Raw genomic sequence first — 16,227 nt, forward strand, 5'->3', positions numbered from 1 at the left:
TCATGCATATTTTAGGTGTGGATATTGGTGGTACGGGCATCAAAGCGGCGGTGATCGATACCCGGACAGGCAAACTGATTGGCGACCATAAACGTATTCCGACGCCGAAACCGGCCACACCGGAAAATATCGCTGCCAGCCTGTCGCATCTGATCACCGAATCTGGCTGGTCAGGTCCGATCGGCTGCGGCTTTCCGGCTACGGTGCATCATGGTGTTGCTTATAGCGCCAGCAACATCGATCCAAGCTGGATCAATACCGACGCACAAACGCTGTTTTCAGAAATCACCGGTCAGCCCTGCTTTGTCGTTAATGATGCCGATGCGGCCGGCATGGCCGAGATGCGCTTTGGTGCAGGTCAGAATCAGCATGGCATTACCATTCTGCTGACTATTGGCACCGGTATCGGCTCAGCGGTGTTTGTGAATGGCGAATTGCACCCGAATACAGAGCTGGGGCATTTGAAATTTGCCGGCGATATTGCAGAACGTTATTGCGCTGAATCGACCCGCATTAATCAGCATCTAAGCTGGCAGGAATGGGGAACCCGCTTTAACGAATACCTGAATCATCTGGAATTTGTGTTTAACCCGGATCGTTTCATCATCGGTGGCGGCATCGCTGAGCACATGGATGAGTTTCAATCATTTATTACGACTAAAGCACCGGTACTGGCGGCTCAGAGTCTGAATCAGGCGGGCATTATCGGGGCAGCATTATTTGCTGAGAGTCAGTTAAACAAATAAAAAAAGCCTCGTGGTTTAAACGAGGCTTCAGATACCTGTACCTGATTTATTCGCGTGCAGGCTGATTTTTCACATCAATAAATGGCACTGTACTGTTCGGCAGCATGGTTTGCGGTAATTCACCGTTCCAGCGTTCCGCTTTAATTAATTCCACCAGATTCGGGTTTTGTCTCAGTGCGTCACCTTTGGCTTTAATCGCCGCAGCTTCCGCCTCCCCTTTCATCCGGGTTGCCTCAGCCTGCGCGGCCGCCTGTGCTTTGACGCTTTCCGCCTGTGCTTTGGCCTGCGTTACGGTGATTTCAGCCTGAACTTTTTCGCGGAGTGCATTTTGCTGTAACTTGGCGACTTCGACTTCAGCCAGCATCCGCTGTTCCACTGATTGTTCATAAGCATCAGAAAAATCGATGTTATCCAGCTGAACACTTTCAATCACAATGGGACCGTGCAGGACTTTAGATACAGAATCAAAAATATCGGTATTCAGTTTTGCCCGATTTTGAATTGAGCTGGCAGCAACATAACTGCCAAACACTGTTTTAACCGCCTGCGGCAGACGAGGCTGGATGATACGAGCTTCTAAAGCAGCAAGAGAACCAAATTCAGAGTAAATTTTTTGTAATTCGGGTTCCTGCGCATGCCAGTTCACAGATACAGCCAGATTGGCGGGTTGCTGATCACGTGAATAAGCCGGTAGCTGGAAATGAGAGACCTGAGTTTGCAGACTAATCGTGTGTGTGGATTCAAAAAATGGCAGTTTAAAGTTCAGTCCCGGTTCGGCTATACGTTGAAACGCACCAAAGCGCAAAACAATCCCGCGTTCACCCTGATCCACAGTGAAGTAAGAGTTGAATGCCAAAAAGAAGATAAATGCAGACAGAAAGATAAAAATGACGGGTTTACGAGCCGGAGCGTGTTTTATATCGGTCGTATTTTTAGATACATCAAACAACATACTGTTCATCCCAATGCATTATGCTTAGTTATGATTAAAGTTGTTTGATTATATTCGAATTTGGAGCGGGAAACGAGACTCGAACTCGCGACCCTAACCTTGGCAAGGTTATGCTCTACCAACTGAGCTATTCCCGCGTCGCATGGTATTGAACTGATTCTAGATATTGGAGCGGGAGACGGGACTAGCACTGACGCGCTAAGCGTATGTTTTCCAACTCTTTTCTTCGCTGAGGGCTTCAACGAAGGCCTCAATTTTAGCCTCGTTTTCGAGCGTCGTCAACGAAGACCGTCCACCAATTTCCACTCGCCGCCAACACCATCCACTCACCTGCGTGCTACCCCGTGCCAAGGCAGTCCGCTGCATCGCGTACGTGTGCGCGAACTGAGTGCGCATCTCTCAGCCTTGCACAGCTGATCATGCGCAAGGCGGAGCGAGGCAGTCAGTTGTTATGTCGATCTATCAGGATGCCGTGGAAGTCTCACCGGCATCGTCTCCCCCTTGGCTAGTGCCAATCAAACTGCATAGATGCAGCGCCGAGGCAAGTCGGTTAGACCCCTTATAGAACACGCGATACGAAATGAGTCTTGATGAAAAAATCAAGGCCGACGACGCTGACAAGCGTGTACAAGCGCAACCAGGTGCGGTCACTAATCGCTCGATAGTCGAAGCATCGCGATTTTCACATATCGAGCGGGCAATGGCCACTGGCCTTGAGCATGTGGACCCAACATGCTTCGGCATACCCCGCCAACGTGCGCCCAAGAAGCCAAACAACAAACGCCGTGACCATACGTCGATCGGCAGCAGAGGAGTCGGTGATGTAGCGCTCCCGCAAGGAGATGGAGGCATGCATGAAGAGCTGCCAGCTTCAAAGGTGTTCTATCGTCCGATTGAGGCCGCCATACGCTGGGCAGGATTATGGCGTTACTCGCAAGAAATCCTGTCCTCCATCTCGTCGCCTAGAAATCTGCCGAGAACGCTCAATTGCCCCCGATGGGATGAACTGCGGCTCTGCACGGAACGCATCTACGATGCCATCGTCAACGGTGAGCTTCCCTATGGTCGAAACGGCATCACGTTGAACGATGAATCCCTGCTTGATTCCCATGAGTTGACCGTGCGCCACCTCGATCTCAAACACTGGATGCAAACCCACTACCCAGGGCATCGACCTGCTTTTCTTTTCAGTCGCATCGAGCGCATCGCGCACCCCGTCATCACGCTGGAAGCCGGACAGGCCATGTTGGTGGAACGCCAAGCCATGAAGGCGGAGCTTGAGCTTTGTCGTCGCGAACTGCGGAACCTCAAGGAGCGTCACGAAGAACTGCTCAAGCAATCTGGGGCAATCCCAGCCTGCGGCCAGTGTTCTCTCAGTGATCGTGCGGAGGCCACCTACCTGCACATCATTGGCAGCATGTTGGAGCTGATGCTGAGCAGATCTCCTTCGGGCAAGCCGTACTCTTGCTTCAGCACCCAGGAGGCCATCGTCAGTGCGTTGATCGCTCATCGTGGCGGCATCATGGGCATCACCGAGCGCACGCTGAACGGCAAGTTCGCCAGCGCACGGAGGAAGCTGGGCAGCGCTAGCGTAGTTGCTTGAGGTTTTCCAGCTTGTATCTGCAGTCTGGGAAATTGCATTTGCAATGTACTTCGGAAGCCATGTCTATTGAATAGAGGTCACCCCAACAAACGCCACTGAGCGTTAAGGAGTGACCACTATGTCGCAGCCCACTGCACTGCTGCCCGGCGAGCGCCGCATCCTGCGGCTGGACGAAGTCGAGGCCAAATCCGGATTCAAACGCGCGCATATCTACTCGCTCATGAAAAAGGGTGAGTTTCCCCAATCGCTACGCCTCGGCGTTCGCGCTGTCGGATGGGATTCCACCGAGATCGATCTGTGGATAACCGAACGTCTCAAGAACCGCGCGCAGCAGCCAGCTCTCCCGAGCGATGTCTGAGGAGAGCCCTATGCAGGTCGTATCCATCATTTCGACCAAAGGCGGCGTGGGCAAGACCACCGTCGCGGCCAACCTCGGCGCATTCATCGCCGACGCAGGTCTGCGCGTGCTGCTGCTCGACCTGGACATGCAGCCAACCCTGTCGTCCTACTACGAGCTGAAGCATCGCGCACCGGGCGGCATCTACGAGCTTCTGGCCTTCAACGAACGCGACCTGGCGAACCTGGTGTCGCGCACCGTCATCGACAACCTGGATCTGGTGCTGTCCAACGACGAGCACCGGCAGCTCAATACCTTGCTGCTGCACGCCCCAGATGGACGCCTGCGGTTGCGCAACCTGATGCCAAACTTCCAGCCGCACTACGATCTGGTGGTCATAGACACCCAGGGCGCGCGCAGCGTATTGCTGGAAATGGCACTGCTGGCGTCCCAGCAGGCCGTGTCGCCCGTCACACCGGAAATCCTGGCTGCACGCGAACTGCGGCGTGGAACCCTGCAATTGGTCGAGGACATCACGCCGTACCGAAAGCTGGGCATTGAACCGCCCGCACTGCAGTTGCTGATAAACCGCGTCCCCGCCGTCTCGTCCAACGCGCGCCTGATCCAGCAGACGCTACGCCTGATCTTCCAGGAGCAGGCCAGCATCCAGGTACTGGCCACTGAAATTCCTGCGATCGAAGCGTTTCCGCGCGCAGCCACCCGAGGCTTGCCTGTGCATCGCGTCGAGCATCGACGGCCTTCGGGCCGGCAGGCATTGGCCGCGTTGGAGATCGTGTGCGGCCTGGCGAATGAGCTATGCCCTCAGTGGCAGGAACGGTTCGCAGCGGTCACCGGCAAGGCCGGAGGGAGGTGCGCCCATGTCGAACGCCCATGAGCTGGCCCGCGGCCACAAGCGGTTGCTGCCGCTGATCGAGTATGCCCTGAGCGAAGGATGGGAGGTCGTTCGCACCCCAGGCGGACATCTCAAGTTCACCAGGCCGGGACTGCCACCGATCTTCACCAGCGCCACCGCCAGCGACCACCGAGCGGGGCTCAACGCCCGCGCCATGCTGCGGCGAGCCCAGCGTGGGCTCGAACCCTCGGAGCTTCCTACGCAGGAAGGAGATGGCCATGCCTGACATCTCCCCCCAGGACGTTGCAAACAAGCTCCTGAGCGATGGCTTCACGCGCAGCGGCCCCGTCGCGAACAGCTTGAGCGATCCGATTGAGGATACGCCGATGGTCGTGACGCTCGATGAGTTGCGACCGTATGAGCTTGATCCGCGCCTCACCCGCAACCCGCTTTACGACGACATCAAGGCGTCGATTCGCGAACGCGGACTCGACGCTCCCCCGCCCATCACCCGGCGTCCGGGCGCGGATCACTACATCATCCGCAACGGCGGCAATACCCGTCTCGCGATCTTGCGCGAACTGTGGAGCGAGATGCGGGACGAGCGCTTCTTCCGCATCGCGTGCCAGTTCCGGCCGTGGCCGGAGCGTGGAGAAATCATTGCCCTGACGGGCCATCTCGCGGAAAACGAACTGCACGGCGGCCTGTCGTTCATCGAGCGCGCATTGGGCGTGCAGAAAGCCCGGGAACTGTATGAACAGGAAACCGGCAAACCCTTGTCCCAATCCGAGCTGGCACGCCGCCTCAAGGCGGACGGCTATCCCGTGCCGCAACCCCACATCAGCCGGATGCAAGAGGCCATCCAGTATCTGCTGCCCGCCATCCCGACCGTGCTTTACGCCGGCCTGGGGCGGCACCAGGTCGAGCAACTGACCAGCCTGCGGCGCGCCGCCGACAGAGTCTGGTCGGCCCGCAATCGCCAGGCCCACTCCCACCTCGATTTCCCCACGTTGTTCCAGGACGTGTTGGCACTGTTCGACAGTGCTGCGGGCGGCTTCAGCGTTCAGCGCGTCCAGGACGAACTGGTCGGCCAGATGGCCGATCTGCTCGACATGGAATACGACACGCTGCTCTTCGAGATCACCGACTCGGATCGACGCTGGCAGGTCCTCAGCAGCGAGCCTGCTGGCGAACCCGAATCACCTCCCGCGCCAGCACCATCCCTGTCGTCACCATCGACAGCGTCGACCGGGCAGCCATCTTCGCCCCCGCCACCGGAGCAGGCATCGACGACGCCTTCGGCACCGGCTGTCGCGCCACCCGCCAACGATACGCCATCGGCCGCTGCTGCTCCCCAAGCCCCGACTGCACCGGGTACGCAGGAATCCGGCGACTTGCAGCGCGCCACCCTGTTGCAGGAGCACATCGTATCGCCAGCCGACACAACCGAGCGGCTGCAATCCATCCAGCGCCTGGTCGCGGATCACACCGGCGAGACGTTGCCGGATTTCGAGCGCAACGTCCTGCAGTCGATCCCGATTCAGGCAGGAAGTCTCTATCCGATTACCGACGTCTGGTACATCGAACCCGCGCTGGACGACCCCGATCGCCTGCGCACGCATATCGCGCAGTTCGCCCGCGAGATTGCCGGCGAAGCCGCTCTGCAAGACTTGGTCGAGGCGTGCCAGGAAGGCATCGGTTTTCGATGCCGGCAGCCCGAGGCCGAGCCAACCGATCGGTACGCCCAGGCGACGCTGGCACTGCTGCATGCCCTGAGCACGCCTTACCTGGCGGCCGATCAGCCAGCCACGAGCATCGATCTATCGATTCTGACCGCGATGCTGGGAGCGCTGCTGCAAGGCGCCCCCGCCATTACCGGAGCCCAGCAAGGCTTGCCACACAGGCTCAGCGACAACGCCCTGGTGAAACTGTTCCGCCTGCTGCGGCTTGCCCGTCGCTTGAGGGACATCGAGCCCGGTATCGCCGATGGCGACCATGCCATCACCGGATCATGAGAGGCGTAGCCATGTCCGGACCTCACCCACTTAACCAGGCAGTGATCGCCCAGGCACTTCATGATCTACGCAACGGCCAGTTGCGCCGGGCCAAGTCGATGGGGTTCGACGACAAGGATCTAGATGCCCTCAAGCATCCCGCGATGGCCAGCGTGCTGGCCAACGCCAACGTGTCGTGGTGCTCGGTAGTCGTCAACCGCGATGTGCTGCGTCGTCTGCTGCACCAGGTAGAAGACGTCACCGAGGAGGTGGTGAAGATCGATCGGCTACTGCGCCTGGGCGCCAGCACGGAGCTGATCAGCAAATTCTTCGGCCTGACCCACCAGGAGATCGCCTTGCGTCGCAGTGTCATCGGCCTGCCGAAACGCAAGGGGCGGCATCCGGTATTGACCGAGGAACAGGACACCGACCTGTGGAAGCGCTGGTCCTCGACAGTGAAGGAGCAGGAAGTCGACAGCAACGACGACATGGGAATGCTGGGCGTCGCGGCGGATCTCGCCGAGGCCACTGGGCTGCCTCTGTCCGTGATCTGGAATGCCTTGCGCGGATGGATCGATGAAGGGCTGATCTGATGACGGATGGGCCACATCCTACGCGCGGCCCCGTCCGGCTGGGCGAGCTGTTCGAGCAGGCGCTCGGCCAACTGGCACCTCAACAGCCGCCACCGGCCCCATCTGCAGTCTCACCACCGACCGATGGCTTTCTCTATAGTGGCAATCGACACGACAGCGTGCCGCGTGCATTGCTGCTGGACCGACGCCTGACACCGCTCGAACGCAACGGCTGGCAGGTGTTCCGCCTGATGCTGGCGGACGACGGCATCACCGCCATGCCCACCTACGACCAGCTTGCGCCTTGGCTGGCCTCCATGCCTTGTGCCGAGAGGGCATCGCACGAGACGGTGGCCCGAGCGCTGACCGTGCTGCGACTGACGCGCTGGATCAGCCTGGTGCGGCGCCGGCGCGATCCCAGAAGCGGGCGCATTCAGGGCAACCTCTACGTCCTGCACGACGAACCGCTCACCCCTTACGAAGCCATCCAGCTCGATGCCGATTATCTGGAGTTGGTCAGCCAGGCACTGACGCATGCCAGCAAATCCGTCCAGCGCGTGGGGGCGACTACCCTGCAGGAGTTGACGCAAGACCCCATGCTCAGCGGCCGAGTGCTGCCGAGTCGCCTGGAGATTCTGTCACAGCGGCTGTCAGCGCAGGGCTGGAACGGCACATCGAGTTATCCACAGGCCGGCGGCGAACACGATTCCGAAGACGGCTCCGACGACCGTCTTCGGAATCTGGCGAACCTCTCTTCGGATTCCGAAGCAGGCCGGAAAACCCCGGAAAACGGCGCACTTCGGAATCCGAAGTCGGACCGTACAGTACGTATAAAAGAAAGTATTAAAGAAGTACGTACAGTACCGCGCGCGCAAGAAGAACGTCAGCAACTGCAGTTGCCCAGGCGCTTCCTGGCGCTGAAGGCGGAGCAGCAGGACGGCGCGCTGGCCGCGATGCAGTCAGTGGATCACGATCTGCGGCAAGCCCTGCTGGACGAATGGGAGGCACGCTGCGCCTCCACGACGATCCGCAATCCCACCGGCTACCTGTTCGGCATCATTCAGAAGGCCTTGCGGGGAGAATTTCGCACCTGGGCTGCACAGAAGGCGCCTGCGGCGCCAGTCAACAGGACACCAGAGCCAAGTCCACCGCCTGCTGTACCTGCTGATGCGGAGGTCGCGAAAGCTCATCTGGCACGCCTGCAGGAACTGTTGCGCTCGACCTGACACGCCCGCGAGCCGGCACGGCGTCGAGAGTCATCAGCCCGGAAGCTGCTCTGCAATGTCCAAGGTGTTCCACCGTCGCCTATACCCCGGGTATAGCGGAACACACCGCCTTCCGCCCGCAGCGGCCCTGATCCACACCGTGCTCCCCCGGCAGCATCCACTGAGCGCCATGGACGCCTATACCCCGGGTATAGCGCAACACGCAGCCTTCCGGTGCGGCATCGCAACGGTGCTTCCGAACGATGCGCGCGGCTGGCCGCTCCGACAAATCAGGCAAGCGGCGGGTTCGGTTTGATGACTGACGGCCTTCCGGCCAACCCGGATGCTGACGACTCATTCATCACCGAGAGTCGTCACCATGGCCCAAGAGAACAATGCCACCGAATCCCTTCAGTTGAACCTGGGATCGCTGCGCAGCGCGATGTCCCTGACCCTGCACACCCACCATGCGTCCCGCATCTGGCATGGCCGCGCCCCGGCCGAAGGCAGGCCCGGCATCATCGGCCTCAACGGCTTTGTCTCCATCATGAACAAGCTCAAGCGCGGTGCCGAACAGGACGACCCCTATTCGGACTGGTGGATGCTGCGCATCGAGGACAAGCTATCCACCACCAAGGAACAGCTCCAGACCCTGCGTCAGCAAGTAGACCAGGCACTGGCCGGCGTGCCGCCTGCGTTGAGCCTGGGCGAGAACCTCAACGTCCAGCCGGTCAAGCTGCCGCTGTTCGTGTCCTCGCAGTTGGGCTTCATGGCGGTGTATCTGCTGGCGGACTACGACGATCTTGCCCGACGTCTGATCCTGGCCCACCACACCGCGCTGATCGATCGCTCGACACTCGAACGCTGGCTCAACGACGGCGCGCACTCATTGCGCAGCCTGTTCTCGCTGGCGCAGCAGTACCGGTATTCCGGCACCACGCGCGACGACTTCGCGGCGAAGAATGCCGCAGCACGGGCGGCGCTGGAAAAGTACGGTGAATTGCCCCAGGACGTGCTCGAAGGTACCCGGCGCAGCCGCTTCGCGCCGCCGATCGCACGCCGTGGCCTGCAGCAGCGCACCGCCCCCGAAACCGAACCAGCCAGCGAGCCGGATGCTGCGGCAGACCCCGCCGAAGCAGCCTCATCCGACGAGGGTGAGTCAGCATGACAGTACGCGAACCGAACCAACGCCGGCACTTCCAGCCCCTGGAACAGGCGGACTTCATCCAGTTGGAACAGGCGGGCTATCTAAAAGGCCTTTTAAGGGCTTTTAAGGGTAAAGGGGATCTCGAAGACTGGGTCAACCGGTGTCACGCGCTCAGGGATGAGTTGATTGACCTGGCGCAGCGGCGCGTGCTGGCGCAGGCGCGAGGCTATCCCTTCCGTCTGCTGTCCATTGAACTGGCCCAGCAGCGTACCGGCGCAGGCACGACCTTTCTGCGCTGGCGCAAGCACGACCGCTCGGCGATGGGCGTCGCCCTCTGGCAGGAGGTCATGGCCTCCACGGCCACGCCGGTGAATCTGCTGGAGGATCTGCTCGCGCTGGAACAGCAGCGCATCGCGCTGAACATGCAGATCAGTCTGCTGCATACCCTCGGCCGGCAGGCCCAGGACTGCGCCGGCAAGATGGCCCAGGCCGAGGACGCTTATCTGCGCCGGCTCAAATCCATTCCCGCCGCAATGCACGATCGGTGATTGCGCCAGGCATCCCAGCACGCGCCCGGGGCCGACTTGGCACGGGCATTTCAACCACCACGGAGATCACAACATGAGCACGCATTTTTCTGGAGAAGGCAACATCGGCTCGCCGCCCGAGTACCGCGAGTTCCCGAATGGCAACGACGAACCCAGTCGCCTGCTGCGCCTGAACGTCTATTTCGACAACCCGGTGCCCAAGAAGGACGGCACCTTCGAGGACCGTGGTGGCTTCTGGGCGCCGGTCGAAATCTGGCACCGCGATGCCGAGCACTGGAAGGATCTGTACCAGAAAGGCATGCGCGTTCTGGTCATCGGCCGCATGGAGCGCGAACCCTGGGAGGACAAGGATGAGAAGCCGCGCGAGACCTGGCAGATCAATGCGCGCAGCGTCGGCATCCTGCCGTACCGGATCGAGTCGGTCACGCTCAGCCCGAAGCCGGCATCAGCGGAGCAGCCGCCACCGTCGGAGTAGGCGCATCTCCAGGGGCGAGCCTACCGAGGCTCGCTCCGTCTTCCTGTCTTCGGGAAGCGAGGTTCCACCAACATCCACCGCGTTTTCGCGCGCCCAGCGCAAGAAGCTCCAGTACACATCAACACTTCGCACGCCCAACGCCCCCGGTCGGATATGCCGCCGTTTCCGTGATCAAAGCGGGTGCCTGCACATTCCTCTTGTTTGCGGTGAGGTTCGCAACATCCAGACATGCTGCTGCCCAGATACATCGGCAATGTGATTTGGATGGACAGGCATGCGGCTATTTCTCTGCGAAAAACCTTCGCAAGGCAAGGACATCGGGCGCCTGTTGGGCGCAAGGCAGCGCGGCAATGGTTGCCTCAACGGCCCCGGCGTCGTCGTGACGTGGTGCATTGGCCACCTTGTCGAAGCCGCGCCGCCGGAAGCCTATGACGAACAGCTCAAGCGCTGGACGATCGAGCAACTTCCCATTATTCCCCAGCACTGGCGGGTTGAGGTCAAACCCAAGACCGCAGCGCAATTCAAGGTCGTCAAAGACCTTCTGAGCAAGGCGACCGAACTGGTCATCGCCACCGACGCCGATCGCGAAGGCGAACTGATTGCGCGCGAGATCATCGATCTCTGTGGCTATCGCGGCCCCATTCAACGGCTGTGGTTGTCAGCACTGAACGACGCCTCGATCCATGCCGCGCTCGGCAAGCTGAAGCCTTCGGGCGACACGCTGCCCATGTATCACTCGGCGCTGGCGCGCTCCAGAGCGGACTGGCTGGTGGGGATGAACCTGAGCCGCCTGTTCACCCTCCTGGGGCGCCGGGCCGGCTATGACGGCGTGCTGTCGGTCGGACGCGTGCAGACCCCCACGCTCAGACTGGTGGTCGATCGCGATCGTGAAATCGCGGCCTTCGTCTCCGTCCCGTTCTGGTCCATCGAAGTGGCGCTGTCCTGCACAGGCCAGACATTCACCGCGCAGTGGCTGCCGCCATCGGCCAGTACCGACGATGCAGGCCGTTGCCTGCAGGAGCCTGTTGCGCAGCAGGCGGTGCAGCGCATCCGCGCCGCTGGCGCTGCTCAGATGGTATCGGTCGAGACCGAACGCATGCGCGAAGGCGCGCCATTGCCGTTTGATCTCGGCACCTTGCAGGAAGTGTGTTCCAAGCAGTTCGGCCTCGATGTCCAGGAGACGCTAGAGATCGCCCAATCCCTGTACGAGACGCACAAGGCCACCACCTATCCACGTAGCGACTCCGGCTATCTTCCCGAAAGCATGCATGCCGAAGCGCCCACGGTGCTCGACAGTCTGCTCAAGACCGATCCGAGCCTGCGCCCGATCATCGACCAGCTCGACCGCACCCAGCACTCGCGCGCCTGGAACGACGCCAAGGTATCGGCCCACCACGGCATCATCCCCACGCTCGAACCCGCCAACCTGTCGGCGATGAGCGAGAAGGAACTGGCCGCCTACCGCCTGATCCGCGCCCACTACCTGGCGCAATTTCTTCCGCCGCACGAGTTCGACCGCACGACAGCAAGGTTCTCTTGCGGCGACCAGACATTGCAGGCCGTGGGCAAGCACGTAGTCGTGCCGGGTTGGCGCCTGGTACTGGCCGAGCCGCAACCCGACGATGCCGGCGATGACGCCGCACCCCGCAGCCAGGTGCTGCCAGCGCTACACCAAGGGCTGGCGTGCCAGGTGGCTGGGGTCGATCTGAAGGCGCTCAAGACGCTGCCGCCGCGCCCGTACACCCAAGGTGAGTTGGTCAAGGCGATGAAAAGCGTCGCCAAACTGGTGTCAGACCCACGCCTGAAACAGAAGCTGAAAGATTCCGTGGGCATCGGCACCGAAGCGACCCGCGCCAATATCATCGGCGGCCTGCTGAACCGTGGCTACCTGATCAAGAAAGGACGGGCCATCCGCGCCTCGGATGCCGCCTTCACGCTCATCGACACCGTGCCCGCCGCGATCGCCGATCCCGGCACAACCGCGGTGTGGGAACAGGCGCTCGACATGATCGAAACCGGACAGCTCGCGCTCGATACCTTCATCGACAAGCAGGCGGCCTGGGTCACGCAGTTGATTGCGCAGTACCGTGGCACCTCGCTGTCCATCAAGATTCCCGAGGGGCCAGCATGCCCGCAGTGTGGCGGTGCCACGCGCCAGCGCAGCGGCAAGAGCGGTCCATTCTGGTCCTGCGCGAAATACCCCGACTGCAAGGGAACGCTGCCCATCGAATCGGGCAAGCGTGCCGCGCCGCGCAAGCGCCGCGGTGGCCCGAAGGCCTCCTGAAAGACAGAGAACCCGTCGTCGCGTTGACCACCCCCGGCAACGTGACCACCGCCCCGCAGCCCTGCGAGGCTCCCAGCACGCGATACCTTCTGTTGCGGTGTGCGCGCCCCTTGCGAGGGGCGAGAAGGCCTTTTTTCCTCGAATCACGCACCGCGTATTCCCTCGATCAGTAACAGTCCCGCCCGCTGCGAAGGGTCTCCTGATGCCTTGCCTGCCATGGGGGTCGAGGCATCAGGAGACCCTTCAGGGTTGGCGGTATTCGACACCGGCGCCCACCGGTGAAAAGAACGGGCTCCCTTTGTGCGCGGATGTGCGCCAGACGATGCCGGCCCCAACCACGACAAGGGCCGGGTGAATGCTGAGACAGCGAACGGTTCCACCGACGACCGCAACCTGAACCAGTACACGGGTGGTTTCCTCCTCCAAGCCGAAGGCGCCCAGCCTTCGGCGTGTTTTCTCCTGCGCATCCGCCATGACGACCCGGCAATTCCGCCTCGGTCACACGAACAGGAGACACCCGAACGAATCCTCAACCACAAGCCGGCCGCCGATGCGCCGCGCTACAAGGCGATTGGCAATTCGATGGCGGTGCCGTGCATGGCCTGGCTGGGCCGGCGCCTGCTGCAAACCCTGGACAACGCGGGGCGCACGACTGCGCATTGATCAGCGACACCATGCAACGGCAGGCGCCGTTGTCGGGCCTGCATCGCTGATTCGTCAGCCGTTGCCAGCAGCCAAGGTCGTGCAGGCTGCGTCGCGGACCCTCCGCGCCGACCGTCCTTGTCCGCATCGCATCGTGCCGCGGACACGCGCCCATCCCGGGCGTCGATGCTGCTTCTCCCTCGGGCCGACCGGCCCATTCCCCTTCCCACCGGCATCCGCCTGTTCAGTGCCCCGTCGCACCGGGCAGCGCTGTGCCTGTCCGGTGCAAACCATTATCCAAGGAGTCATCTCATGAGAACCCTTCGTCTCAAGACCAACCAGCACAGCCTCATCGCCAATCTGCGCCATGCGTTCAACCATGGCTCGATGCTGGGCGAACTGTTACAGAACGCCCGCCGCGCCCAGGCCAGCGCGATCCACATCACGGTGAGCCAGGACAGCCTGACCATCACCGACGATGGCATCGGCATTACCGACCTGCAGACCTTGATCTTCATCGCCGAATCCGGCTGGGACAAGCGACTCAAGGCGCGCGAGAACGCCTTCGGCCTCGGCGTGCTCTCGGCCTTGTACTTTGCCGATACCCTGACGGTGCATTCGCGCGACAAACTGTTCAGCGCGCGAACCGCCGAGATCATTGCCGGCGAGCCGATCGAGGAAGACATCGCAGGCTTCCATCTGGAGGGCACCGCCATCCACCTCGAAGGCGTCAAGCCGGTGCAGGCCGGGCAGGATCTGCCCACCTGGGTGGAGCACGAGCTCCAGCGTCTGTGCGAAGCCTTTCCGGTGCCGGTCTGGCTCAACGACGCTGAAGTGCCACGCCCGTTGGCGAAGCCCGATCTGCCCTGGCGCGAGACGTCCATGGGCAAGGTCTTGATCAATCTGTCCGGTACGCGCACGCAGTGGCGCTGCTTTCTTCAGGGCTTGCCCATCGGCGGACGACCTATCGACAGGCTGCCCACGAGCCAGGAACGCCAGGTCGTCCTGCTGCCTGACAACACGCTGGCGAAGCTCCCGGATCGGCAGCACCTGCTGAACGAGACGGAAGATCATCCACGTATCCAGGCTGCGGTCGATCAGGCCTACCGCGAGGCACTGATCGAGAAGAAGCAGGCGCTTGCCGCCAGCGACTTCGTCACGCACTACGCGCATGTCTGCCTCAACTCGTCGAACGCCGATCTGCTCAACGACGTGCCCTTCGTTCCTCTGTCCTGGTTCCGGGACTGGGACGAAGAGCCGGCCGGCTATCGTCAATACTGGCGGCGTTATCTGGGCGGAAATGGCGTGATCGCCCAACAGGCCCTGGAAGTGCTTGGTGTCTGGCAGATCGAGCCCGACGACGAAACCGCGCCGACCGCCGAGATCTACCTGGAAGCGGCCAAAGCGTATGTACTCGACGAGCCCGGTCTGGATGACGGCCACTGGCTCAAGCGTCTGATCAAGGTCGTCAGCCCTGAGCAGGTGCGCATCAGAACCGGCACCACCTTGCATCGAGAGGTCAATCCCGGACTTGCCGACTACGAGGTGGAGCTGGAATTGGTCGATACCCTGCATGTCGGGCTGGAGGGCCATCTCGGGACGGTGGAGTACGCAGTGGAGGCCGTGCGCAAGGGATACACGCTCTACCTGACCCCCTCGGCGGGGGCCAGAACCGGGCTGGTCTGCGACTATGTGTTCGACGATCGCTACGGTGAGGATCGTGAAGACGAGGACGCACTCCTGATCGAAACCTTCATCGCCGTAGGCTGCTCGTCATCAGCCGATCGCGTGGTCCAGGCGCTGCTGCCGTACGCGCTGCGCCATGGCGTGCAACCCAAGCTGGCCGGCGCCACCGTGCGCCTGGTCTTCGATGACACCGGCAAATTGCAGGCGGTCACTGCCTGATCGGTGCCATCTCTCCACGCCCCCGATTTCGGGGGCGTTTTTTCTTCTTGTGGGCCGACGAAAAACCGGTTCTCGCTACCGGGTGCGGGCGAATCCGGCTGTGCTGATTTCCCGTTTCCGGATGACGCGGACAGTACCAGAACCGATGCTGGCATCCGCTGTTGCCGACATTGTCGGCTTCGCCAGCAGCCAGGGTTTCAGGCTGCCGTGGAGCTTGCTCCATGCCACCCGCCAGTTCGCCGTCGCATCGCTCGGGCGAACGCTGCCCATGCGGGCATCGATGCCTCTTTCTCCAACCTACGGGATGAGCGCTTCGTCCCGCAGGGGCGTGGCGTTTCCCGACTGATCTCAAGGAATGTCCATGGAAACCATCACCACGCAAGACCGCATCACCCTGATACACCTCAAGGTCGCAGATTTCGCCAGCGAAGAGACGCTGTGCTTCACTGCCACCGTGCTGTTCGATGGCGTTGCCATTGCCGATGCCCGCAACGACGGGCACGGCGGTTCCACCTGCATCCGCGCACTCGACGGCCAGGCTGCATGGCTGGCCGAGGCCGAAGCCTTCGCCAGGAGCCTGCCCCCCGACATGCTGGAAGGCGGCATCTCCGGCGAGGACGACGACCCGCTGGTCATCGACATCACGCTCGACTATCTGGTCGATCATCTGGCTGAAGCACAGCATGCCGAACGCAAGCTACGCACCGCCTACACCCGCGACATCGCCAACAAGGTGCTGTTCATCAGGGACGGCAAGCTGCTGTTCCTGAAAGGCATCAAGCTCAAGGCCATCGCCGACCGCGCCGGGTACTTTGCGGCGCTGCGCGCACGGCAGGAAACACCCATCATCATTCTGGCCGAGCTGCCGCCGGATGAGGCTTTCGCCTTGTGGAAGCAGCATGTACTGGGCGGCGAATCGTCCTGATCCCCAAGGCTTCCCGAGCCTCCACAGCCCCGCGATTCA

General features: G+C 61.4%; 17 protein-coding genes and 1 tRNA gene. 15 read left to right on the forward strand and 3 right to left on the reverse strand.

Annotated features, from left to right (window positions below; genetic code table 11):
* The first annotated feature begins 2 nt into the window (after positions 1-2).
* Positions 3-746: a polyphosphate--glucose phosphotransferase gene (ppgK, locus tag TOLA_RS12160; RefSeq protein ID WP_015879457.1), complete on the forward strand. Its 744-nt coding sequence runs from the start codon at positions 3-5 to the stop codon at positions 744-746.
* Positions 747-792: 46 nt separating this feature from the next.
* On the opposite strand, the gene TOLA_RS12165 is transcribed toward ppgK, so the two are convergent.
* Together TOLA_RS12165 and TOLA_RS12170 are read right to left on the reverse strand one after the other, a co-directional pair.
* Complete coding sequence (locus TOLA_RS12165; protein WP_015879458.1) at positions 793-1,698, reverse strand: prohibitin family protein; 906 nt, start codon at positions 1,696-1,698, stop codon at positions 793-795.
* Between the two features lie 61 nt (positions 1,699-1,759).
* A tRNA-Gly gene (locus TOLA_RS12170) sits at positions 1,760-1,835 on the reverse strand.
* Between the two features lie 443 nt (positions 1,836-2,278).
* Between TOLA_RS12170 and TOLA_RS12180 the strand changes: the two genes are divergently transcribed.
* The 13 genes from TOLA_RS12180 (at position 2,279) to TOLA_RS12245 (ending at position 15,263) form a co-directional block, all read left to right on the forward strand.
* Complete coding sequence (locus tag TOLA_RS12180) at positions 2,279-3,301, forward strand: hypothetical protein (RefSeq protein WP_425358050.1); 1,023 nt, start codon at positions 2,279-2,281, stop codon at positions 3,299-3,301.
* A gap of 118 nt (positions 3,302-3,419) precedes the next feature.
* On the forward strand, positions 3,420-3,659 hold the full coding sequence (locus TOLA_RS12185) for an AlpA family transcriptional regulator (protein WP_003296444.1): 240 nt from the start codon (positions 3,420-3,422) through the stop codon (positions 3,657-3,659).
* A 10-nt stretch (positions 3,660-3,669) separates the two neighbouring features.
* Positions 3,670-4,533, forward strand: coding sequence for a ParA family protein (locus tag TOLA_RS12190; RefSeq protein WP_015879460.1), 864 nt, complete (start codon positions 3,670-3,672; stop codon positions 4,531-4,533).
* Positions 4,517-4,777 (forward strand): type II toxin-antitoxin system HicA family toxin, encoded by a 261-nt coding sequence (locus TOLA_RS12195; RefSeq protein ID WP_003296446.1) that lies wholly within the window; start codon positions 4,517-4,519, stop codon positions 4,775-4,777. The genes TOLA_RS12190 and TOLA_RS12195 overlap by 17 nt, the downstream gene beginning before the upstream one ends.
* Positions 4,770-6,506 carry a ParB family protein gene (locus TOLA_RS12200; RefSeq protein WP_015879461.1) on the forward strand — a complete coding sequence of 579 codons (1,737 nt, stop codon included), beginning with the start codon at positions 4,770-4,772 and terminating at the stop codon, positions 6,504-6,506. The genes TOLA_RS12195 and TOLA_RS12200 overlap by 8 nt, the downstream gene beginning before the upstream one ends.
* A gap of 11 nt (positions 6,507-6,517) precedes the next feature.
* On the forward strand, positions 6,518-7,078 hold the full coding sequence (locus TOLA_RS12205) for a DUF2857 domain-containing protein (RefSeq protein WP_015879462.1): 561 nt from the start codon (positions 6,518-6,520) through the stop codon (positions 7,076-7,078).
* The gene (locus TOLA_RS12210) at positions 7,078-8,283 is read left to right on the forward strand and encodes an STY4528 family pathogenicity island replication protein (protein ID WP_015879463.1); all 1,206 of its coding nucleotides are present in this window, start codon (positions 7,078-7,080) and stop codon (positions 8,281-8,283) included. Before TOLA_RS12205 ends, TOLA_RS12210 begins: the two co-directional genes overlap by 1 nt.
* 358 nt (positions 8,284-8,641) lie before the next feature.
* Positions 8,642-9,430 (forward strand): PFL_4669 family integrating conjugative element protein, encoded by a 789-nt coding sequence (locus TOLA_RS12220; RefSeq protein WP_003296450.1) that lies wholly within the window; start codon positions 8,642-8,644, stop codon positions 9,428-9,430.
* Positions 9,427-9,957, forward strand: coding sequence for a DUF3158 family protein (locus TOLA_RS12225; protein ID WP_015879464.1), 531 nt, complete (start codon positions 9,427-9,429; stop codon positions 9,955-9,957). Before TOLA_RS12220 ends, TOLA_RS12225 begins: the two co-directional genes overlap by 4 nt.
* A 73-nt stretch (positions 9,958-10,030) precedes the next feature.
* Entirely contained in the window at positions 10,031-10,432 is a 402-nt protein-coding gene (locus tag TOLA_RS12230) for a single-stranded DNA-binding protein (protein WP_015879465.1), read from the forward strand.
* 274 nt (positions 10,433-10,706) lie between these two features.
* Positions 10,707-12,716, forward strand: a complete 2,010-nt coding sequence (locus TOLA_RS12235; protein WP_015879466.1) for a DNA topoisomerase III — start codon at positions 10,707-10,709, stop codon at positions 12,714-12,716.
* 351 nt (positions 12,717-13,067) lie between these two features.
* On the forward strand, positions 13,068-13,379 hold the full coding sequence (locus TOLA_RS16850) for a hypothetical protein (protein ID WP_218916159.1): 312 nt from the start codon (positions 13,068-13,070) through the stop codon (positions 13,377-13,379).
* A gap of 291 nt (positions 13,380-13,670) precedes the next feature.
* On the forward strand, positions 13,671-15,263 hold the full coding sequence (locus TOLA_RS12245) for an ATP-binding protein (RefSeq protein ID WP_015879468.1): 1,593 nt from the start codon (positions 13,671-13,673) through the stop codon (positions 15,261-15,263).
* A 75-nt stretch (positions 15,264-15,338) separates the two neighbouring features.
* Here TOLA_RS12245 and TOLA_RS16795 read toward each other — a convergent pair whose 3' ends face one another.
* Positions 15,339-15,491 carry a hypothetical protein gene (locus tag TOLA_RS16795; RefSeq protein ID WP_171804914.1) on the reverse strand — a complete coding sequence of 51 codons (153 nt, stop codon included), beginning with the start codon at positions 15,489-15,491 and terminating at the stop codon, positions 15,339-15,341.
* Positions 15,492-15,624: 133 nt separating this feature from the next.
* Here TOLA_RS16795 and TOLA_RS12255 point away from each other — a divergent pair, with 133 nt between their 5' ends.
* On the forward strand, positions 15,625-16,188 hold the full coding sequence (locus TOLA_RS12255) for a hypothetical protein (RefSeq protein ID WP_015879469.1): 564 nt from the start codon (positions 15,625-15,627) through the stop codon (positions 16,186-16,188).
* Positions 16,189-16,227 lie beyond the last annotated feature (39 nt).

Source organism: Tolumonas auensis DSM 9187, from assembly GCF_000023065.1.
GTDB classification, from domain to species: domain Bacteria; phylum Pseudomonadota; class Gammaproteobacteria; order Enterobacterales; family Aeromonadaceae; genus Tolumonas; species Tolumonas auensis.

Coding starts and splice junctions, on each gene's coding strand:
- ppgK (WP_015879457.1), top strand. CDS start 3: ATGCATATTTTAGGTGTGGATATTGGTGGTACGGGCATCAAAGCGGCG.
- TOLA_RS12165 (WP_015879458.1), bottom strand. CDS start 1,698: ATGTTGTTTGATGTATCTAAAAATACGACCGATATAAAACACGCTCCG.
- TOLA_RS12180 (WP_425358050.1), top strand. CDS start 2,279: ATGAGTCTTGATGAAAAAATCAAGGCCGACGACGCTGACAAGCGTGTA.
- TOLA_RS12185 (WP_003296444.1), top strand. CDS start 3,420: ATGTCGCAGCCCACTGCACTGCTGCCCGGCGAGCGCCGCATCCTGCGG.
- TOLA_RS12190 (WP_015879460.1), top strand. CDS start 3,670: ATGCAGGTCGTATCCATCATTTCGACCAAAGGCGGCGTGGGCAAGACC.
- TOLA_RS12195 (WP_003296446.1), top strand. CDS start 4,517: ATGTCGAACGCCCATGAGCTGGCCCGCGGCCACAAGCGGTTGCTGCCG.
- TOLA_RS12200 (WP_015879461.1), top strand. CDS start 4,770: ATGCCTGACATCTCCCCCCAGGACGTTGCAAACAAGCTCCTGAGCGAT.
- TOLA_RS12205 (WP_015879462.1), top strand. CDS start 6,518: ATGTCCGGACCTCACCCACTTAACCAGGCAGTGATCGCCCAGGCACTT.
- TOLA_RS12210 (WP_015879463.1), top strand. CDS start 7,078: ATGACGGATGGGCCACATCCTACGCGCGGCCCCGTCCGGCTGGGCGAG.
- TOLA_RS12220 (WP_003296450.1), top strand. CDS start 8,642: ATGGCCCAAGAGAACAATGCCACCGAATCCCTTCAGTTGAACCTGGGA.
- TOLA_RS12225 (WP_015879464.1), top strand. CDS start 9,427: ATGACAGTACGCGAACCGAACCAACGCCGGCACTTCCAGCCCCTGGAA.
- TOLA_RS12230 (WP_015879465.1), top strand. CDS start 10,031: ATGAGCACGCATTTTTCTGGAGAAGGCAACATCGGCTCGCCGCCCGAG.
- TOLA_RS12235 (WP_015879466.1), top strand. CDS start 10,707: ATGCGGCTATTTCTCTGCGAAAAACCTTCGCAAGGCAAGGACATCGGG.
- TOLA_RS12245 (WP_015879468.1), top strand. CDS start 13,671: ATGAGAACCCTTCGTCTCAAGACCAACCAGCACAGCCTCATCGCCAAT.
- TOLA_RS12255 (WP_015879469.1), top strand. CDS start 15,625: ATGGAAACCATCACCACGCAAGACCGCATCACCCTGATACACCTCAAG.